Below are 19,694 nucleotides of genomic sequence, written 5' to 3'. Positions count from 1 at the left end.
GCTATCCCCTCGACGCAGCATTAAAGTTTATTCTGGGATCAACAAGACAGTAAGTAATGTCGCTTAGAATATTAAGAACAAGCCCCAGCAGAGTAAAAACATAGAGCGTTGAAAACATCACAGGATAATCTCTGCTCATGGTTGCCTCAAACCCCATAAGCCCAAGACCGTCCAGCGAAAAGATCACCTCTATCAGAAGCGAACCTGTGAAAAACATAGAGATAAAAGCAGCCGGAAAGCCGGATATGACTATCAGCATAGAGTTCCTGAAAACATGCCCGTAAAGGATAGTCTTCTCCTTCAGCCCCTTCGCTCTTGCTGTCAGGACATACTGTTTACCTATCTCGTCCAGAAAAGAGTTTTTAGTCAGCATCGTCAGTGATGCAAAACTGCCTATCAGCATGGCAAAAACAGGCAGGCACATATGCCACAGATAATCCAGTATCTTTTCCATAATGGTCATGTCTGCAAAACCGTCCGAAACCAACCCACGCAGAGGAAACCACGCAAAATAGTTCCCCCCTGCAAAAAGTATCACGAGTATCACAGCAAACAGAAAGACAGGGACAGCAGATCCTATGATCACAGCAAACGAGCTCCATATATCAAACCTGCTCCCGTGCCGGACAGACTTCGCAATTCCAAGCGGTATACTCACCAGATAAACCAGCAAAGTGCTCCATATGCCCAACGATATGGAAACAGGCATTTTTTCCTTTATCAGCTCCAGAACAGATTTATCAATAAAGAAACTGTCGCCGAAGTCAAATACAGCAAAATCCCGCAGCATAGTCAGATAACGTACATATAGAGGTTTGTCAAAACCATAAAGCTCCCTGAGCTTCTCCATGAGTTCCGGCGAGATATTCTCTGCACCTTCGGATTTTCCCGCCGGTGCAGACTCACCTTTTATCTGAAGGCTGCTGTCAGAATCTTCCTGACGAAGCGCCCTCGATTCCGCTGTAACCTCTTCGCCGGTTATACGGGCAATCATAGTCTCCAGAGGACCGCCTGGCGCCATCTGCACCAGAAAAAAATTTATAGTTATAATCCCTATGAGAGTGGGCACAACGAGAATCAGCCGACGAAGTATATACGGTGTCATCTGTTAACCCGTTTTGCAATCTCTGCTGCTTTTTCAGGCACAATCCACCATGAACTGAACCCGAGAGAGTATTCAGGCATCTTTTCCGGTCTGTCGAACTTGTCCCAGTATGCGATTCTGTATCTATCGCTGTATCCTGTTGGTATCACGTAATACCCGTTAAGGAGAACTCTGTCCAGTGCTCTCGCAGCAATTTTCAGACTCTCTCTGTCTTTGGCATTGATAAGATGGTCTACAAGTTTATCGATCAGAGGATCTTTGATTTTTGCATAGTTTCTACTCCCCTCTTCTTCGGCAGATAATGAAGCCCACATATTCCGCTGTTCGTTCCCGGGAGAAAAGGATTGTTTCACACGAGAATAAATCATCATATAATCCTTACTGCGAACCTTTGAAACATACTGAGAAGAATCGACATACCGCAGAAACATATCTATGCCTATACGCTCCAGCCCCTGTTTAAGAGGCATAAGCTGTTTTTCCAGTGTTTTAGAAGACGTTAGTATCTCCAGAGACACATAGCGCCCGTCAGGAGTATACATCTTTCCGTCTTTATAGTAGTAACCGGCAGACGTGAGCAGCTCGACAGCTTTCATAAGCCCTGCTCTGTTATTTCCATCTCCATTCGTTTTATATATCTCTACTTGCTGACGGAATTTCTCTGCATCCGCCCCGAGGGAACGCAGAAGATCAAGCTCTTTTTCTGTGGCTTCCCCATCCGCCATCATCTCTGTATTGGAAAAGAAGCTTGTGTGTCTGACATTCTGACCGTAAAGGATATTCTGATTTATCCAGTCATAGTCATAGACATAAGTCAGTGCTTTTCTCAGGTTAATATCACTCAGAAATTCTGATGACGTATTCATAAAAATGCCTGCGATTCCCATAGGTTTTTTATGAGGAACCTCCATCTTTTTGATCAGTCCCATGTCAAAATATTTTCCTGTATATCCCTTAAACCATCTTTTGCCGGCACTTTCATTTCGCAAATCGTAATGCCCTGCTTTAAAAGCTTCAAATGCTACTGTCTGGTCTCTGAAATACTCATAGACTATCCTGTCAAAGTTATATCTGCCTACATTAACAGGGACATCTGCTCCCCAATAGTCAGGAACCCGTTCGTAAACTACATTTTTACCCGCTTCATATCCGGCAATCCTGTACGGACCGCTGCCGAGAGGTATATTTTCAAGCCCTCCTCTTGAAAGATCTTTGTCTTTCCAGAAGTGCTTCGGTATAATCGTAAGCTGTCCGGCGATAAGAGGCATTTCAAAGCTGGTCTGTGTTTCATCAAATTCAAAACGGACACGGTATCTGTCAAGAGCCTCCACTTTCTTCACCAGCTTAAAGTAGTTACTGTAAAATGGACTGACTTTTGTAATCTCGTAAAAGCTGAAAACAACATCATCTGCTGTAACAGGTTTTCCATCATTCCACTTTGCATTTTTACGCAGGGTAAAAATCACACTTGAGTAATCGTCCGGATATTCAAGACTCTCTGCCAGCAAGCCGTAATAACTGCTCGGTTCGTCGTCGGATGATTCCATAAGTGTGTCATAGATATATCCTATGCCGACAACAGACTTCCCTTTGATAGCAAAGTTATTGAATGAATCATATGTACCTGAAAAAGCCATACGGAGAGTTCCCCCTTTCGGAGCATCAGGGTTAACATAGTCAAAATGCTTAAATTCTGCACCATATTTTGCTTCCCCGATAAGAGAATACACATGTGTCTTTGTCATTTCTGCATACACTGTCTGAAATGGCAGAAGCGCAAGAACTGCAAACAGAATGAGTCGCTTCATCATTTTGCCTCCGGCTCAAACCGAACAACAAATTCACTGTTCCCTTTCATAAAATCTCTTATAAAGCTGTTAACGTCATCAACAGTTATGCTGTCTATGTATTTAACATACTCTTCGGTGGACTGAACCGGCTGATCGAAAAGTACATGATAGGCTATGTTTTTAAGCCAGAAGCTGTTCCTCTTCTTCGAATCTTCGATGGAAAGCTTAAACTGCTCTTTCGCCTCTGTCAGATCAGCTTCGCTCACGCCATTTTCGGGCAGTGCATTTATAATCTGATTTACAGCAGCAATAAGTTCGTTTGTCCTTTCAGGGTCACAGGTGAAACGTACCATACCTCTTGCATACTGCTCTTTAAAATTATCTTTTCTGAAAAAGCCTGTAATGCTGTAAACACCGCCGAGTTTCTCACGAACCTCTTTGCGGAGCTGCTTTTTAAAAACAAGAGAAGCGAAAGTATCTGCGACAGTATATTCCTCTTTATCAGGCACATCGTTTTCAAACCTCATTATCACTGTGGTTTTAGGCTCAACATCACCCTGTCCTATGAAGTTCCCTGATTTCGCAGCGAAGCGTACATTCCTGTCTTTGTACTGTGTCCTCTCTGCAATGTTACCGGACGGCTTTATGCTGCCGATGTATCTTGCAAAAAGTTCTGCTGTCTCAGCAGGATCCACATCACCTGATATTACAAAAACATACCCGTCAATGTCTCCGTAGAGTTTGTTATACAAGCCAGCAAAAAAATCTTTGTCGAGCTTGTCTAAATCGCCTTTCTCCAGATATGATCTCCGATAGTTTTCGTTGTAAAGATCAGTCAGAATGCTTCTCATATATACTGAAAATTTATTTCTGGCGTCACTGTCGATACGTTTTTTCAGTGATTCCTGTGCGACAGAATAAGACTGGTCAGTAACCTCGAAAGATGTGAGATATCTGTTCAGAAGCTGAAAAGCAAGCTCCAGATCCTCACTGTCTCCTCCGCCTGAAAATGTTTCATAATTCTCAGTTGTTTTTGTATCCACAGAGACTTTATGACCCGCAAGAATTCTGCTGATACTGTTTCTGTCCAGCCCGGCAAAGCCGCTAGTGTTTATCACAGAACCGAGTGATGACGCCGCCATATATTCTTCATCGTCCAGAACAGAATAGCCGCCTGGTCTAATCGCCATGATCTCGAACTCGTGTTTTTTAAGGTCTGATTTATGAATATAAAGTGTTGCTCCGTTTTCAAGCTTAACCATATCAGCTTCTAGCAGGTCTATCTTCTGCTGTGCAGTTATCTTCGCCGGCTCAGGAATTTCTTCCATAAGGCTGTTTTTTCCTGAAACAGATGTCATCTCCTTAAGATCAGCCTTCGCTGCTGCCTCCATAGAGTCTTTCACAGACTGAAGATCCAGGTTCAGCTCACCTTCAAGTTTTTCAGGAACAGAGACTATTACAACGCGGTCTTTGGTGTCCAGCATCTCCTGGAACTTCCTGTTAAAGCTGGTTATGTTGACTTCCGATGTTACCTTGTCGAAAACTGCGAGCTCCTGTGCAGGAGTCATGAGGTCTCCTCCGGAGGTATCGAAGTTTATAATCATTCTCGCCTGATTAGCAGACTCAAAGACCTTGTCTTCTCTGGAGTACCTTTCAAGCTGCTGATGCATCACTTTTTCAAATTCCTTCATCTCGTCCACAGTAAAGCCGAATCTTTTCATACGCTCAATCTCCATGAAAAACTCATCCATATCCTGTATGTAGTTTTCCTCATCCAGCATAGATGAAAAGATATAATCCTTTGTTGTGTCAGCTATTCTGCCCACTCCGGCACGAAAAGCAAACAAGTCGGTATCTCCTGAAAGTTTTTTTCTGGACATACGCTGATTGAACATGAATGTGACACCCTGTTCAAGTATATGTGTTTTATAGTCATCATAAGTTTCAAGAGGTTTTGTCTTTTTCAGATGATTTATGGAAAACGAAAGACTCGGAGCCTCTTCGTCAGTTATCACCTCAAAACGAAATCTATCAGAAAGGGGAACATCCTGTGATGCTGCCTCCGGCGTACTTTTCTTTTCCATATCTGAAAAGCCTTTTTTAATAAGCTCTTCCGCTTTAACAGGGTCAATATCTCCCACAACGATCACAGACATATTCTCAGCGGTATACCATTTGTCATAATAACCTTTTAAGAGTTCCCTTGTGGCGCCTTTCACAACATCCATGTCGCCGATAGGTTTTCTGTCGGGGAATTTTGACCCGGCAAGCAGGATGTCCCTGCGCATATTGCGGAGCCTTGTTTTATAGTCGTTCCGCATACGCCACTCTTCGACAATAACTCCCTTCTCTTTTTCAATCTCTTCAGGGTTGAACAAAAGCCCGTCCGCCCAGTCCCGCAGAATCAGAAAACTTTTATCAAAAAGCCCTTCCTTCTCGAGGGGTATTGTGAGCTGATAGTTTGTAACATTAGTAGATGTATATGCATTGCTGTGCTTACCGAAAGTAAGTCCGGCTTCTTCCATAAAATCTATCACGCCGTTACCGGGGAAATGCTTAGTCCCGTTAAAAGCCATGTGCTCAACAAAATGCGCAAGCCCGCTTTCGGCATCTGTTTCGTTAAGGGAACCTGTGCGGACATTAAGTCTGAGTTCCACTGTGTTGTCCGGATAACTGTTAGGCATAATGTAATATTTAAGCCCGTTATCCAGCTCCCCCTGCACTATGTCCTGTCTTACCGGCAGAGGCTCAGACGTGTATTTTGCTGTCTGAGCGTTATTTTTCTCACATGAAGCTGTAAAAGCGACCAGCAAGGCGAGTATCAGTATTTTCAGATTCTTAGTTATCATTCTTGTCCCCTATTAGTTTATATAGTTTACTTACTTTATTTTTCAGTTTGCTGTTTCCAGGCAGCGACCTAAGCAATGTCTCTGCGCTGGAGTATTCACCGTTTTTGTATCTGGAAAGCGCAGCCATATAGACCATCTTCGGTCTATTGCTGAACTTTTCAAACATATCTGCGGCACGTCCGTACTCCCCTTTTCGATAATAGACATAGGCGAGTGTTAAACCGCTCTCCTTCATACATCCCTTTTCCATAGATTTTTCGAGGACATCTCTGGTTTCATCAAACCTGCCGAGCTTATACCCCATTCTCCCCTGTGTACTGTAATCACTGCATGTTTTTTCAACACCTATCCTATCCATAATCTCGTATGCCTCATCATAAACTTTCTGTTTAGCTAAAAGTCCCGATATCATTCTCATCTCGTCCGGCTGAACATCAGATGTCTTTATGTAAACACGAAAGGCTGCTGCTGCCTCTTTCGGGTCGTTTTCCATCACATACATCCCATAAAGCTTCCACCAGTCACTGCGTGTATTATCCACCAGATGATGCAGCATGTGCCTTGCATTTCTGATCTTTCCGTTTTTTGCATATATATAAAGCATCAGCTTGTTGTCTTTCTCATTTCGGTCACGAACAGCTTTAAGGGCAGTTTCAGCTTCTGCCAGCCTGTCCTGTTTCACATATATATCTGCCAGCATCCTGCTTACAGAATCATCTTGCAAACCGAGCTGAACAGCCTTGCTCAGACATCTTTCGGATTCTCCCCCTTTTTTAAGCTGATACGCAATTGAACCTGCTGTTTTATATATGTCGGGGTTATCCCCATATAGTTCAGCAGATTTCAGATACCAGCCGTAGGCATGTTCCAGATCATTTTCCTTCAGGTGTGAATTACCCGCCAGCAGACACAGAAGACCGTTGTCCTCTCCACCGCCATCAAGATAGCTCTCAATCAGCTCCAGAGCACCTCTGTAGTCACTCTTTTCAAAATGATCATAAGCATCGGCATAAACGCCTTTTGCTGAATCTTTAAGCCCTCTTTCCATATCATAGGCAAATACAGGCTGACATATCATCAGTAAGATAAGTGCTACTGCTCCAGAGAAAAACTTATAGGTACGATAACACCCCATACATTCACCTTCCTGTTTTCCTTATATGCCGGAGTAAACCGCCATTTACGCACAGCTTTAAGAGCCGCTTTATCAAAAACACCCTCAGGGTCAGCCTTCATGACCTCGGCATCAATAACTGCCCCCGCAGTGCTAATCTTCAGTTTTACGTAAACCTTCCCCTCTATGCGGCTCCGTAGAGCATACATAGGGTATTCGGGTTTAACTGCGTATTCCACGGTGGGTTTCATATCCACATTTTTCAGTTCATAAAGCCCTTCTGCGCCGGAAGCAGAACTTTTAGCCTGCTGGTCTCTCGGTGCGGAAGGCATATCAACAGCAGAGACATCCACCTGCGGCTCTGCAACAGGTACAAAGACATCGCCGGTTTCAAATTCCATATCAACCGGAATGTCATCCATAATTATTTCCACAGGTTCGGGAACAATCTCCTGCTCTTCCTGTTCCAGAAGATTTTCTTTCATCTCCTCCTGCGTGCGGTCATCATCTGCGGGGCGCTGAACTGTCAGCTCGCCCTGTGATGGATTGTTTGTCAGCTTGTAGTGATTGTCTGCCCCGCGGAAGACAGTAAAGACTACTACTGTCATCACTAAAGCCAGCACAGACTTTAATACCGCAAGAAAAATACTTTTAGCCATATTCAGAACTTCTTTTCAGCGGAAAGGCTTATCTTCTCCACTCCGGCAAGACGGCACTGATCCATAACAGCAACAACATCTTCCACATTAGCTTTCCTGTCTGCCACAAGCATGACACTAATATCCGGATTATCCGAAGAGAGAGCGCTCATCCTCCCTCTTATGCTTCTTACATCTATCTGCTTTTTCTCAAGAAAAACCGCTCCTGTATCATCTATCGCCATCATAACTGTCAGAGCTTCACTCTTTTCAGCCGTTTTTGCTGCCGGTCGGGCAACGTCTACCCCTGTCTCTTTTGTAAAAGAGGTGGTAACTATAAAAAATACCAGAAGCAGAAAGATAAGGTCTATCATCGGAGTCATATTCAGTTCATCTGCGCCTGTACTCTTTTTAGAGGATATCCTTCTCATATAACCGACCTGCCGTTTCTGATACTTTCCGCTCCGGCATAAGCGGTCAGCTTGCGCCTCATACGCTCCAGCACCGCAGCCATAAGCATTCCGAAAACCGTAGCCGTAAGCCCCAGCCTTGTGGACGTAAGAGCTTTGGATATCCCGTCCGACATAAGGGCAGGGTCACCCGTGCCGTTGTCGGAGATTATGTTAAAAGTGATGAGCATACCCCATACCGTGCCCAGAAGACCAAGCATAGGCGCTATCACTGTGCTTACCTTTATTACTGATAAGTTTCTGGAAATCATTCTGCCTATGATATTCAGCTCAACTTCGGCGGACGAGCCCCGGCTCATGATGCGCTCCCTTGTAAGAACAGCAATACTCCGCTCACCCTCAGAATTCCTGCGAAACAGACCTGCATAAACAATGAGTCTGTCGAAGATGCAGTACCACATGTAGAATGTGATAAGGAAGATCATCGTATGCACAGGGTTCTCTGTTGCCAGCATTAAAAGATTCTCAGGCATCATCGCCCTGCTCCATATTATTAAAAACTTTTACGGCACACTCCTGAAGCCTGTCAGTCAGATTCTCTGTACGCCTGTTAAAGATTGTTACTGCCAGCATAATAGGTATAGCTGCTGTAAGCCCAAGCATAGTAGTTGTCAAAGCTTCGGAGATCCCCCCCGCCATCATTCTCGGGTCAGATGAGCCGTAAACGGTGATAGCGTGAAAAGTGCTGATCATCCCTGTAACTGTCCCCATGAGACCAAGCATTGGAGAAACTGCCGCCGCAACACTCAGAAAAGAAAGATTCCTTTCCAGTACAGAAGACTCGCTTATAAGTGCCTGCTCAAGAATGTCAGAGCGGACATTACGGGGTTTCCCCGCAGATGACATCACAGCGTTAAAGACTCTGCCGAGTGGTGTCACAGTGCCTATATTTTTAACTGTGGATTCAGCATCTTTGACATTTCCTTCTCTCAGGTAGCCGGCGAGGACATCCGCCTGACTGCAATCTCCTATCCCTCTGATATACAGTCTATATATCCTTTCACCCGCAAGTATCACAGCCAGTGCAAAGACAATAAATATAGGCAGTACGAGAACTCCGCCTTTTCTGATCTGCGTGGCGGGCGTAATCCTGTTTGCCCACTGCATATAAACAGCACCGGAAGTTATGTCCAGCCCTACAGTTTCAGATTCGCCATGCAGATAACGTTCTGCACCTTTGACAACATCAGCTGTCTGCCCCGGCACTATTTCAAGGGAGCCACTCTCACTGCGCTGAAGATATCCGCCAGCATCTTCTTCTGCATAAAGATACCCGAAGCTTCCAATACTATAGACATTCATATCTTTTTGGGTTCCATCAGGTGTGAGAACTTGACTCGTTCCCCTGCTTACAGCTCCGGCAGTTTTATAAAACTGCATATATTTATCCGCAAGGACGTTAAGGTCATAAAGAACATCGTCAGACGGCTCTTCTGCCTCAATACCTGAAGCTGCCCCGACAGCACGGAAATCATCCACAGCGGTATTAACTGCATTTTCTATGGAGCGCATATCCCCGCTCAGTTCAGCAGATAATTTATCAGCCTCTGCAACTCCTTCTCTCAGGCTTTCGTTCAGTTTCCTTGCAGAATCTATCTCACTTTCAATCTGCGCATATCTCTTTTCCATGGCTTTAAGCTCTTTTTCAAAAGCGACTCTGTCAGTGCGCAAATTTTCTATTTTCTGCTTCAGTTCATGTTCAACACTATTTTTTTCTTTAAGCGCATCCTGATAAACTTTGCGCAGATCCTCAGCAAAAACGGAATAACAAGACAGAAAAACTATCATCAGTAAAGTTAATTTTCTCATCGCTGAAGCCTCCCCACAGGAAGGTGCACAAGCTCCGGTGCAGCTTTCTTCTCTATTATCCTTGCAGCTTTCATGATCTCCTGTGCATACCTCTGATCTATCTCTGTAAATCCATTCTGTGCGGGGTCATAAACGGCTGCTCTTCTCTTATCCGGTGTTGTAAAAAACTGTCCAAGAGCTCCCAGACGCAGAAGATACCCGGAGATCTCTTTTCCATTCAAAGTTACCTTCTCTTCGTATACTTCTGCAAAGCGGGCAAGATCCGCCTCCACCATAAAAAGCTCGGCAACACGCCTTATCTTCTCCTGTGGTTTAACCTCCGGATCAGCATTCAGGCGCATCATCTCCTCTAAACTCTGCATACGCTGGTCATATGTATAACCGGAAGTTGACTCAATATGCCTCTGAAGCTTCATAAGCATGTCAGCCAGAAGGATATCAAGGCGACGTTCAACCCCTTTTGCAGAGGTCATTTTTGTCTTCTTCCGTTCAAGCTCACCCGCAAGCTCTTCATTTATCTTTTTCAGGTTTAAAAGATATGCCTCCCGTGCCTCCACAGCCCTTGTCAAAGCGCCATAGCGTTCTTCCATATTCAGCTTGTCTTTGTCCCACTCCTCTTTCTCTTCATAAAACTTAGATTTTATGCTGTGAATACTTTTCTGAGTATTCAGTATCTCTCCTGCTGTCTCCGCATATGCAGACGCAGAAAGCAGAAGCAATATCACTGCAAATATGTTTTTCATCTTCTTCTTTCACTCCCCATCAGAAGCAGCAGTACAAAAGGTATCAGCCCGCCGATGAGTACAAATATTGAATCCGCTGCCGCCATCTTCATACTTTTACGCCTGAACATCATGATTCCAGCGTACAGCATCGCCAGCACAGCGGAAAACATTACAGCCAGCCCAACCCTCTCAGACGGCTCCAGATACAGATGATGCTTAAAGGCTTTCGGCTCAAAAGTTCGCAAAGTAAAAGGGAACACAGCGTCATAGCCGGCTTCGAAAAAAGGTGAAAGTGAACTGACTTCTTCAATTATGTGCTTCTTGTAAAGGGTGTCATCCTTGTGGAAGACATACATTTCAGTTTTGTCCTTGTCCCTCACTGTCACATATGTATAAAGAGGATCTCCGAACACACGCAGATACTGCTCACGGACATCTATCTGTCCCACATCAAAACGCTTATACTCGTATCCGTTCTTTTCCAGCCTGTAGACGTCACCTGACTCAGTTACAAACACTCCATAAGAAGGGTTTGCATAGTCCTCTGAAACAGAAATATATTCAAAATCAGCCCCAGCCGGTTTATTTGTATTCCTCACAAACGGCTTGCCGTGAAGCTGTTTTATATGAAAGATATCGCCTTTTGCGTCTTCAGCAAAATAGCCGAAATCATATGGTTTCTTAAAGTTTGTGTTGCCGAAAATTCCCTGAGCAGGAAAGCTAAATCCGGCTTTTGTCAGTGCAGAAGTAAAAAGTTCGCTCTTTTCGGAATCAACCCCCCTTGTCATTCCGCTGATAAACTCCATTCTGCCGCTAATCCGGAAGAGGTCGTTCGGTATCTCGAGCTGTGTAAACTCGCCTGAAGACTCATAAAGAGGATAAAGAGGAATCCTGTTCAGCTCTATGTCAACCCTCTTCGGTCTTATGCCGAAAAAGTACAGATTTTTGCTTACCTCATCAGCCGGAATATACTTCCCGGCGATAAGTGTCGGGTATGTCCCCCAGCGCACAAGGTTTCTGGCATAAAGAAAAGGTTTGGCATGATAATAGTCAATCTTGCTGTATTCATTACCCGCCGCATCCGTGTATGTGACACCAACATTTTTCTCCACGGAAACGTAGAAGAAATCATCAACAACTGGGCTAAAGGTCACAGACCTATGGGGTTTATAATCAGCAAATGCAACTCTGTACAGAGATGGCAATACTGTTGTCAGCCCAAGAAAAGCGACTATCAACACTATATATCTTGATAAATATTTCATTAGAAATCCCCCTTTCTGAACCTATACGCAGGGCTGAGAACGATAGGGACTATCAGACACATTAAAAAGACAAAAGGGATAAGCTCACCGTCGTATATCCTATAGCCTTCTCCTGCAAACAAGCCGGTAAGCGGAAAAAGGATAACCACCAGCATAGCTTTTCTCAGCTTATGCGGTTCCAGAGTTATCACCACAGCATAGATATACAAAACGACAGCTCCCATGAAATCTGCAAAAAAGATTGGTGTTACAGCACTGTTTATATCTTCGGGAAAATATACTCTGCCCATTGCGCTTATACACGCCATATCAAACAGAGCGATAGCCGAGATAAATATTATACCTGCGGCAGTCATAGCAAATATCATCCCCGCTTCGCTCACAGGCAGATGACAGGATATCCGGAAACGTTTTTTCTCCACCTCCGGCAGAAACTGCATGAAGCCTATGATAACAGCACTTGCCTGTAAAACGTCAGAAACACTGCTGAAGAAGAGGCTGTTCTGCTCAATGATATCCAGCCAGACATTCACAGACGGATTAAGAGTAAATGCCGCCCTTGTGTTCAGACACATCTTTACCACCAGGCCAACATTAAGGAGGAACGCCCCCAGTACGACATATCGCAGTTTTTTATATTCTTTTTTGAAAATTCTTTTAAACATGTTTCACCTAATATTTCCCTGTAAGTGCGATAAAAGCATCTTCCAGAGATAATTCCCGCTGTTCGAACCCAGTCATGCCGGATGTAAGACAACTAAGTCTCTCTGCTGTTTTATCAGCATCAAGACCTGTCACGATCTCGTAACCTCTGTTTAACACAGAATAATCATGCACAAAATCCATTGCATCCATGTTTGAAAGCAAACTGTCGGCGCAGAAGAAAAATTTGTTCAGCCCCTGTTTCAGCTCGCCAATGGGAGCTTTTTTAAGCACAACACCCTTTTCTATTATCAGGGCATCATCCACAAAGCGCTCCAGATCCTGCACTATATGCGAGGTAATCATCACAGTTTTGTTCAGCTGTTTTGAATAATGAGTGAGCATATCAAGGAAAAGCCTCCGATACCCTGCATCAAGCCCCATAGAGAAATCATCCAATATGAGAATCTCTGCACCCTGTGCCATCAGGACAGCAAGCGCAACCTGAGACCTCTGCCCACATGACATGTTTTTTATCTTATGCGTACGTTTCAGTTTCAGCTTATTTATCATGTCGTTATAAACATCACTGTCCCATGCAGGGTAAAACCCTTCGTAAAACTCTTCTGTCTCTGCAATGCTGAGAAACTCATATGAAAGGTGCCCTTCATGCAGAAGCCCTATTTTCCGCTTGGCATCACTGCTCAAACTGTGTGCTTCTTCCCCAAGTATCAGGCAGCTCCCGCTGTCCGGACGCAGAAAGCCCATCATGATGTTGATAGAGGTTGTTTTGCCTGCACCGTTTTTACCAAGCAGCCCGAAGATTGAACCTTTCCGTACATTAAAACTGAGTCCATGCAGAACTTTATTCTTGCCGTATGAATGCTCAAGATTTTTGATCTCTACGATATTATCAGAATGCATATTCAACCCCTGCCCAGAAGCTTCTTCCGAGCTCATATTCTTCATACATTTCAGAATCAGATGTTGAACCGTACCCCTTCACAATCTTCCTGTCGAAAAGGTTATTGATATCAAAGGAAACTTTGATTGTATGAGTTTTATACACAGGTTGTTCCCAGGAAAAACGCAGGTCAACGAGAACACTGTGATTGAATGTCACATCTTTATAAGATGCGATTGTTTTATACTCAACAGCCCCTGTCTCAGGGTCCGTCTCTCCGGTAGTCCCGATAATCTGAGAACCGTTAACAAGCCGTATATCTCTGTATGATGAGCGGTATTTAATAACGGGAGAAACACTTAAGTGTTTAAAAAATTTCCCTGTATAAGTAAGATTAACGGTAATCGGTCTGTTAAAATTATCTTTCGGAAGTTCGGCAAGCTTTATTTTACTGCCGTTATAAAGGATATCTTTATCAAGGTCTTCCAGATCATACTCATCATCATAACTATCCTGCGCAGTTTCAGACTCCTGCCACATGGCATTAAGCATTACATAGTGATTTTTCCATGATCTGTCCCATTTTATCTGAAATGATTCAAATGAACTTTCACCATTGTTGTTCAGCTTTCTGTATTTCTTGCCATTGACACTATAAATCTCGCTGGCAAACTCGTCTTTGTTATCTCTTGTGATATATTTAAGATTTAGTGTTCCGCCCAAAAGGTACTGGGCAACACCGACCATATATTCATCAGAATAAGGGGTGTTCAGATCGCTGTATTTATAAACAGTATCTACGGCAGGGGTAACTGTAATCCAGTCCTGCACTTCATTGCGGTAGGTTGAGCGTATATATTCCAGATCATCAGGCTGTTCTTCACGAAGCTTATTATCCAGAAGATTTGTACCGTAATATCTGTTATATCCGGCAAGCAGAACTGTTCTCTTGCTGTCGAAAATATCATACTCAAAAGATGTTCTCGGTGCTATGTCATGGTTCTCCATATAATCATCATAAGTATAGCGGAGCCCAAGCCTGAAGTTCAGACGCCATATATCATATTCGTCCTGCGCATAAAAGTTTACGGTATTAATAAGTGCTTCATTTTTAAAAGAAGGTGCTATTGTTTTCTCTGAAAAATACTGTTCCCCTTCAAGGCAGTCCACACCCTGCTGCCCTCCACATATAACATCAGAATCCACTACCGGGTCTTTGTACAGATAGCTTGATTCGCTTTTGTCCATTATGCCTTTGATGTTTGAATAGTGAAAACCGTATGAAACAACATGGTCACCGCCAAACTTAAAGCGGAAAGGATCATGATCCAGCTTAAAGTTGAATACAGATTCGCTTTTATAAAGGTCGCCGTAACCGCCTTCATAACTACCGCCAACGCTACCTTCACTTACAGAACTAGGGTCTTTCATATATCCCCAGTCTTTAGACGATGTCGTTGCCCAGTGATAGAAAACATTTGAAGCGTCTCTGCTGTTTTCAGACACAGAATAATCTGCATGTATTTCCAGCTTTGAGTCACCGCTCTCTTTTGTATAATTCACAGCAGCGTAGTAGCCGCCTCCATGTACATCAAACCCGCTGTTTTTGACATTCGGGAAATATATTTTCTGCTTATAAGGAGCATAACTGACAGTGGCATCCAGATAGCTGGAACTGCTGATATTCAGCAGACCTTTCACCAGAAATGTTTCGTTAAGGCGCTCTTCATCCTGCCACTTATTATAAAACCTGACAGGTATAGTTGATTCGAGCTTTTTATAATTAAAAACCACAGCCAGCTTATCTGTTACAGGGGTATTAAGAGTTGCATTGAAATGATGCTTTTCAAACTTCGGCTGCCCCTTTTGCGAGTCATTAGAGTTTTCAAAATCGTCTTGCTTAATTTCATCTACATAAAAGTTAGCCCACTCAGATCTTGTTGTGCGGTAAGAAATATTCCCCCATACATTCTGAGTAGGGTCTATGGTTTCCACATCCACAACACCGCCGAGAAAACCGCCGTACTTCACCGGAACGTTACTGTCGAAAACTGTAACCTTTTTAACTATTGAGGAATCTATGAAAAACTTCTGAGGGTTTCCGGAGACATTATCAGTATCGTAAATACTTTCTTCTGCGGGGTTCAGAATACTTGAATTGCTCATACCGTCGAGCATAAAAAGGTTCTGGTAATCCTTCCCACCGGATATGGAAATCCGCCCGGGCTCGATCTCGCCGGCAGTCAAAGAATCTCTGTAATCATCATCAAACTGCACTCCGGGAGCAATACGCAGAGCTTCTGTTATGTCGCCGTTACCTCTGGGAAGCATTTTTATAGTTTCTTCATTAATAACAGTTTTGCCTTCTATAGACTCTTCGGTCAGCTCACCTTTGACTTCCACTTCATCTATCACAAGCATGTTTTCAAGCTCAGCAGAGGAAAGCCCGGTATCCTGTTTTTCTTCTGCGCATACAGGAAATGTCACCATAATGAAAAGGATGACCGCATAAGCGGCCACCCTCATATTAACAAATGTATTAAACATAGATATTACCTAATCAGCATAAAACGGTGTAGCATCAAGTACATCAGCCACGCCGTCACCGTCAGTGTCATCATCGAGAACAAGACCGGATGCAGCTATCTCTTCCGCTGTAGCAGACAGGTGAAAGAAGTCAGGCTTGCCGTCTTTGTCAAGGTCTCTGGAAGCAACATCTATCTTATCGAAATCATCAACATTAAGCATTGCCCCTATAAAATCCTCCATCCCTTTGATGAAGTCACCACGTACAGGGAACATTACTTTGGCTTTTTCATAACCGAGATCATACAGACCAAACTGAGCATACTTTTGCAGAATTTGTTTGTACTGACCACTTACCGAGCTCGCTTTTGAATGCTGAGGCGCCACAGCCGCAGACTTTTCGAGCATCAGCTTAGCTTTCCCCATGTCCTGCATGGTGTAGTACCATTCCGCAAGTTTTCTGAAGTTCTCAGACTCATTGACTACAGCTTTATCTTCTTCTGTGCCAACACCTGGCTGATGAGTAAGCTCAGCATAGTTAACTGCCTCTTCCATAGTCAGAAGAGCAGTAGCTGTATCCCCTTGTAAAATATAATCATCAGCAATACCAAATTTTATATTAAACAGATTATCATTAGAAAATGCCGTATCACCTGAAGCATTATCGAAAACAGTCCTTGCCTTTGCAAACAGAGGAGAAGCATCATAGGCTGGGTCAATAAGCATAGCGTAGTATGCTATTGTACTGTACGCCGTTGCCTTATTTACCGAATCAACACACAAATCTGCATAGTCTATAGCTTTTTGTATTGAGGCAAGAGCTTTTGTCTTCAGCCCCAGTTCATTATAAAGATATGCATTCTTCACATATCCTGTTTCATAAAATCTATTTTGTGAGGTCACCATTTTCACAAGATATTCTGCAAAATCAGAATTATTATCTTTGAAATACTGAACCGCCGCATCCATTTTACTCTCAGTGTAGTCTACAGCTTTCTCTGCAAGGTCATTCAGACCGTCATTCAGGGCATACATAGCTATCCCCTGACTGCTACGGTTAGAAGCTAAATAAGTCCATGAGTTTATGTAGTCTGCTATGTTGTCGAAGTCCGTATCCATAGGCACACCTGCTTCATAAATCGAAACAGCTTCGTCAAAGTCATCTTTATATACGCCAACAATTATAGACTCCGCCGCATTTGCGGCATAGTTAGATTTTGTAATTGACCCCAAAAGATCCATTGCAGCAGAACTGTCCCCTGCTCTATAGAGAGGTCCTGTCATTTTTGAAGCATAAAATTCCCAGTTAGTTTTACCCGAAGAGGAGTCGAAAGTGATCATATCTTTAATAATATTATGGTAAGTATCTACAACTTTCTGCGAAGCACCTACGGCATTGTAAAATATTAATGCATTTTGCAGAAACACAAGTTGCGTTGCATAAATCTTGCCTTCCTTGGTTCCAAGAGAAAGATTATCAACATATTTAACAATCTTATCAGTCATAGCTTCAACATTATCCAGCTCGCCATTTTCCACATCATCTTTAACAACCGAATTGAAAGCACTAACCACAGCACTGTATGCACTACCTTTCTCGCTTTCATCCAAGTCGGCGAGTACAGTGTCCATATAGGATTCCAGAGAAGCAGCTTTTTCCAAATCGCCTGCGCTCATATATTCTTCCATTATGTCAGCAAGTTCTTTAGCTTCGCTGGTTGTAAAAGGCTCTGCAGTCGCAGTATCATGGAGACCTCTTATAAGTGATTCCGCTTTCTGTAAATAAGTTACGGATTCAGCGAGATCACCACCAAGCGTAGTATTATTCTTTGCAATATTGCGATAAGCATTTGACTGATTAAGTGTTTTGACTATCAGCGAATCAGCAATACTTTTTGCCTTAGCATTAAGCCCTGCTTGTGCATAGTTTCTGACTGCGACAAGATTTATGTCATCATTCAGATCATCGTCTTTGATATCACTTGCAAGCTTCCTCGCTTTATAACCTACATCAAGGTTTGAATTGTAATAATAAGCAGCTCTCTTTGCGTTGTCGTCACCGGGGAGGTCACTGTCACTGAGAGGAACACTGACTATATAAGTAGGACCGGATTCTAAAACCGCTGTCACTGCTGTGCCAAAAGCATCATCTGCGATCATAGCAGAAAGACTCGCACTGAAAGTGTCGGCAGTAAAATCAGCATAGGATGTAAGACCGTAATCACTGAGCATGGTATATCTAGCTATCTGGTTAATCATAAACCTATCGGCCGCAAGCCCCTCGGACAAAGACTGCACAGCGTCAACATATGCTTCAATATTAGTAATGAAAGTATCAGTGACCGTTACAGGAGTATCATCCGCAAGAGTCATAACAGCGACTTTGAAAAGCCTGTTGATCTCTTTGTCAATCAGAGCGGCAACAACATCTCCTGTACTGTCAACGTCTTCTATAGATACAGCTGTAGATTTCAGCTCATCAATATCATCGTCATAACCATCGTTGCCGGCAAAACTCTTATAAATTTCTGTAAGAGAAGTATCATCAAGCTCTGAATCGGCAGTAAATAATGCACCGCTAAGCGTCACAGCAGATATTACAGAAAACGGCTCTCCTGCTGTTGAAGAACCGGAGGCACTCAACATGTCCCGATATGTTGAGGCGAGCGTAATAAGCATGTAAGATTTTTTAAAGAGTTCGCCGTCAGTTGCAGGGTCGGCGGCAGGATCCGCTGTATCAGAAAGACCAAGAACACTTCTGGCGTGAGCTTTCATCCCTGCGACAGTAGTATCTGAACTTGCACGCATGATGGTTGTCACCGGCGAAACTACAATATTATCTGTGTTTTCAGAGAAAGCTTCTATCGGGGACTCGAAAGAGAAGGACTCCATGTTGATGTTTGTTACAGTATCAAAACCGCCAAAGGATTTTATGTAATAAGCTGTCAGGTCAGCGCCTATCGGTAAAATCATGTCAAACAAGCCATCTTCGTCTGTAAATGTCTTACAAGGAAGCGAACCTGTAGTACCACATATAACAGCGACAGAATCGTCTGATTTCAACCGAAGCTCAACTACAGCCCCTGATATTGCCGGGTCGGAAACAAGACCGCCAATGGTCTTAGTGGTAGGCTCTGTATCGCCGCCCGTATCTCCGCCTGTATCGCCGCCGGAACTGCTTCCGCCTCCGCCGCCACAGGCTGTTATTATCATAATTACAGGAATCATGAATAACAAAAGTTTCTTCATAGGTATCTCCTTTAAGTGATAAGTATATTCTTATAGGGATTCGGAGATCCTCTGAAAATATTCGGCGCTTGAAGCACTCTCTGATACAAAAAGTCAATATACCATTAAACTCACACAGTCAAGTAAAAACGTGTATAAAACAACCAAATATCCACATTTTATCTAACATTTTATCTTTAAACACAAACAAATTAACCCATACAGATATACTGATAATCAATATCATTTAATGACTTACATTAACGTTACACAAAAATGATTTAACTACTGATAAACTTACACTATAGATTTAATTTAAAGACGAGCATATTAGACAGATTCTGCCATATAAACAAAATTCACACTACGACAGTTTAACTGAAATAAAATATCAACATTATCTACCACACAACACTAAAAGCATGAAGTAATAAGAAAAAATATTCTATAGCTATAATTTTCCACTACCTCAAATTTGTGTATCTACATTCACATAAGACAAACATGTCAGCAACGGCTAATATTAAGAAATATTAACAAAAGACAAAAAGCTCCGGAACTGACAGCCAAAACTTAAAGATTATTTATAAAATAGAAACAGCCCGAGCTGGAGCTCACGACCTCCCTTT

Annotated in this window: 14 protein-coding genes; all 14 read right to left on the bottom strand. The window is 43.1% G+C overall.

Annotated elements, in window-relative coordinates; translation table 11 throughout:
- Position 1: 1 nt before the first annotated feature.
- From DACET_RS04890 to DACET_RS04825, 14 genes are read right to left on the bottom strand one after another with little or no spacing between them, the layout of a single operon-like run.
- Positions 2 to 1,105: a microcin C ABC transporter permease YejB gene (locus tag DACET_RS04890; RefSeq protein ID WP_013010282.1), complete on the bottom strand. Its 1,104-nt coding sequence runs from the start codon at positions 1,103 to 1,105 to the stop codon at positions 2 to 4.
- On the bottom strand, positions 1,102 to 2,916 hold the full coding sequence (locus DACET_RS04885; RefSeq protein ID WP_041229891.1) for an extracellular solute-binding protein: 1,815 nt from the start codon (positions 2,914 to 2,916) through the stop codon (positions 1,102 to 1,104). The genes DACET_RS04890 and DACET_RS04885 overlap by 4 nt, the downstream gene beginning before the upstream one ends.
- Complete coding sequence (locus DACET_RS04880; protein ID WP_013010280.1) at positions 2,913 to 5,744, bottom strand: M16 family metallopeptidase; 2,832 nt, start codon at positions 5,742 to 5,744, stop codon at positions 2,913 to 2,915. Before DACET_RS04880 ends, DACET_RS04885 begins: the two co-directional genes overlap by 4 nt.
- Complete coding sequence (locus tag DACET_RS04875; RefSeq protein WP_013010279.1) at positions 5,734 to 6,879, bottom strand: tetratricopeptide repeat protein; 1,146 nt, start codon at positions 6,877 to 6,879, stop codon at positions 5,734 to 5,736. The genes DACET_RS04880 and DACET_RS04875 overlap by 11 nt, the downstream gene beginning before the upstream one ends.
- Entirely contained in the window at positions 6,837 to 7,517 is a 681-nt protein-coding gene (locus tag DACET_RS15430; RefSeq protein ID WP_013010278.1) for an energy transducer TonB, read from the bottom strand. The genes DACET_RS04875 and DACET_RS15430 overlap by 43 nt, the downstream gene beginning before the upstream one ends.
- A 2-nt stretch (positions 7,518 to 7,519) precedes the next feature.
- Positions 7,520 to 7,927, bottom strand: a complete 408-nt coding sequence (locus tag DACET_RS04865; RefSeq protein WP_013010277.1) for an ExbD/TolR family protein — start codon at positions 7,925 to 7,927, stop codon at positions 7,520 to 7,522.
- A complete protein-coding gene (locus DACET_RS15425) occupies positions 7,924 to 8,442 on the bottom strand; it encodes a MotA/TolQ/ExbB proton channel family protein (RefSeq protein WP_052293506.1) in 519 nt (172 codons plus the stop codon). Before DACET_RS15425 ends, DACET_RS04865 begins: the two co-directional genes overlap by 4 nt.
- Positions 8,432 to 9,775, bottom strand: a complete 1,344-nt coding sequence (locus DACET_RS15420; RefSeq protein ID WP_013010275.1) for a MotA/TolQ/ExbB proton channel family protein — start codon at positions 9,773 to 9,775, stop codon at positions 8,432 to 8,434. The genes DACET_RS15425 and DACET_RS15420 overlap by 11 nt, the downstream gene beginning before the upstream one ends.
- A complete protein-coding gene (locus tag DACET_RS04850) occupies positions 9,772 to 10,518 on the bottom strand; it encodes a DUF3450 domain-containing protein (RefSeq protein WP_013010274.1) in 747 nt (248 codons plus the stop codon). Before DACET_RS04850 ends, DACET_RS15420 begins: the two co-directional genes overlap by 4 nt.
- Positions 10,515 to 11,765, bottom strand: coding sequence for a DUF4857 domain-containing protein (locus DACET_RS04845; RefSeq protein WP_013010273.1), 1,251 nt, complete (start codon positions 11,763 to 11,765; stop codon positions 10,515 to 10,517). The genes DACET_RS04850 and DACET_RS04845 overlap by 4 nt, the downstream gene beginning before the upstream one ends.
- Positions 11,765 to 12,430: a hypothetical protein gene (locus DACET_RS04840; protein ID WP_013010272.1), complete on the bottom strand. Its 666-nt coding sequence runs from the start codon at positions 12,428 to 12,430 to the stop codon at positions 11,765 to 11,767. Before DACET_RS04840 ends, DACET_RS04845 begins: the two co-directional genes overlap by 1 nt.
- A 7-nt stretch (positions 12,431 to 12,437) precedes the next feature.
- Positions 12,438 to 13,331, bottom strand: a complete 894-nt coding sequence (locus DACET_RS04835; RefSeq protein WP_013010271.1) for an ABC transporter ATP-binding protein — start codon at positions 13,329 to 13,331, stop codon at positions 12,438 to 12,440.
- On the bottom strand, positions 13,321 to 15,858 hold the full coding sequence (locus DACET_RS04830) for a TonB-dependent receptor plug domain-containing protein (RefSeq protein WP_013010270.1): 2,538 nt from the start codon (positions 15,856 to 15,858) through the stop codon (positions 13,321 to 13,323). Before DACET_RS04830 ends, DACET_RS04835 begins: the two co-directional genes overlap by 11 nt.
- A gap of 9 nt (positions 15,859 to 15,867) precedes the next feature.
- Positions 15,868 to 19,086, bottom strand: a complete 3,219-nt coding sequence (locus DACET_RS04825; protein ID WP_013010269.1) for a hypothetical protein — start codon at positions 19,084 to 19,086, stop codon at positions 15,868 to 15,870.
- Positions 19,087 to 19,694: the final 608 nt, after the last annotated feature.

The organism is Denitrovibrio acetiphilus DSM 12809 (assembly GCF_000025725.1).
In the GTDB taxonomy this organism is placed as follows: domain Bacteria; phylum Chrysiogenota; class Deferribacteres; order Deferribacterales; family Geovibrionaceae; genus Denitrovibrio; species Denitrovibrio acetiphilus.
Note: the sequence above shows the minus strand (reverse complement) of the source record. Positions and strands in the feature narration are given on the sequence as shown.

Excerpts from the sequence above, each read along its gene's own strand:
- DACET_RS04890 (WP_013010282.1), bottom strand. The coding sequence starts at position 1,105 with ATGACACCGTATATACTTCGTCGGCTGATTCTCGTTGTGCCCACTCTC.
- DACET_RS04885 (WP_041229891.1), bottom strand. The coding sequence starts at position 2,916 with ATGATGAAGCGACTCATTCTGTTTGCAGTTCTTGCGCTTCTGCCATTT.
- DACET_RS04880 (WP_013010280.1), bottom strand. The coding sequence starts at position 5,744 with ATGATAACTAAGAATCTGAAAATACTGATACTCGCCTTGCTGGTCGCT.
- DACET_RS04875 (WP_013010279.1), bottom strand. The coding sequence starts at position 6,879 with ATGGGGTGTTATCGTACCTATAAGTTTTTCTCTGGAGCAGTAGCACTT.
- DACET_RS15430 (WP_013010278.1), bottom strand. The coding sequence starts at position 7,517 with ATGGCTAAAAGTATTTTTCTTGCGGTATTAAAGTCTGTGCTGGCTTTA.
- DACET_RS04865 (WP_013010277.1), bottom strand. The coding sequence starts at position 7,927 with ATGAGAAGGATATCCTCTAAAAAGAGTACAGGCGCAGATGAACTGAAT.
- DACET_RS15425 (WP_052293506.1), bottom strand. The coding sequence starts at position 8,442 with ATGATGCCTGAGAATCTTTTAATGCTGGCAACAGAGAACCCTGTGCAT.
- DACET_RS15420 (WP_013010275.1), bottom strand. The coding sequence starts at position 9,775 with ATGAGAAAATTAACTTTACTGATGATAGTTTTTCTGTCTTGTTATTCC.
- DACET_RS04850 (WP_013010274.1), bottom strand. The coding sequence starts at position 10,518 with ATGAAAAACATATTTGCAGTGATATTGCTTCTGCTTTCTGCGTCTGCA.
- DACET_RS04845 (WP_013010273.1), bottom strand. The coding sequence starts at position 11,765 with ATGAAATATTTATCAAGATATATAGTGTTGATAGTCGCTTTTCTTGGG.
- DACET_RS04840 (WP_013010272.1), bottom strand. The coding sequence starts at position 12,430 with ATGTTTAAAAGAATTTTCAAAAAAGAATATAAAAAACTGCGATATGTC.
- DACET_RS04835 (WP_013010271.1), bottom strand. The coding sequence starts at position 13,331 with ATGCATTCTGATAATATCGTAGAGATCAAAAATCTTGAGCATTCATAC.
- DACET_RS04830 (WP_013010270.1), bottom strand. The coding sequence starts at position 15,858 with ATGTTTAATACATTTGTTAATATGAGGGTGGCCGCTTATGCGGTCATC.
- DACET_RS04825 (WP_013010269.1), bottom strand. The coding sequence starts at position 19,086 with ATGAAGAAACTTTTGTTATTCATGATTCCTGTAATTATGATAATAACA.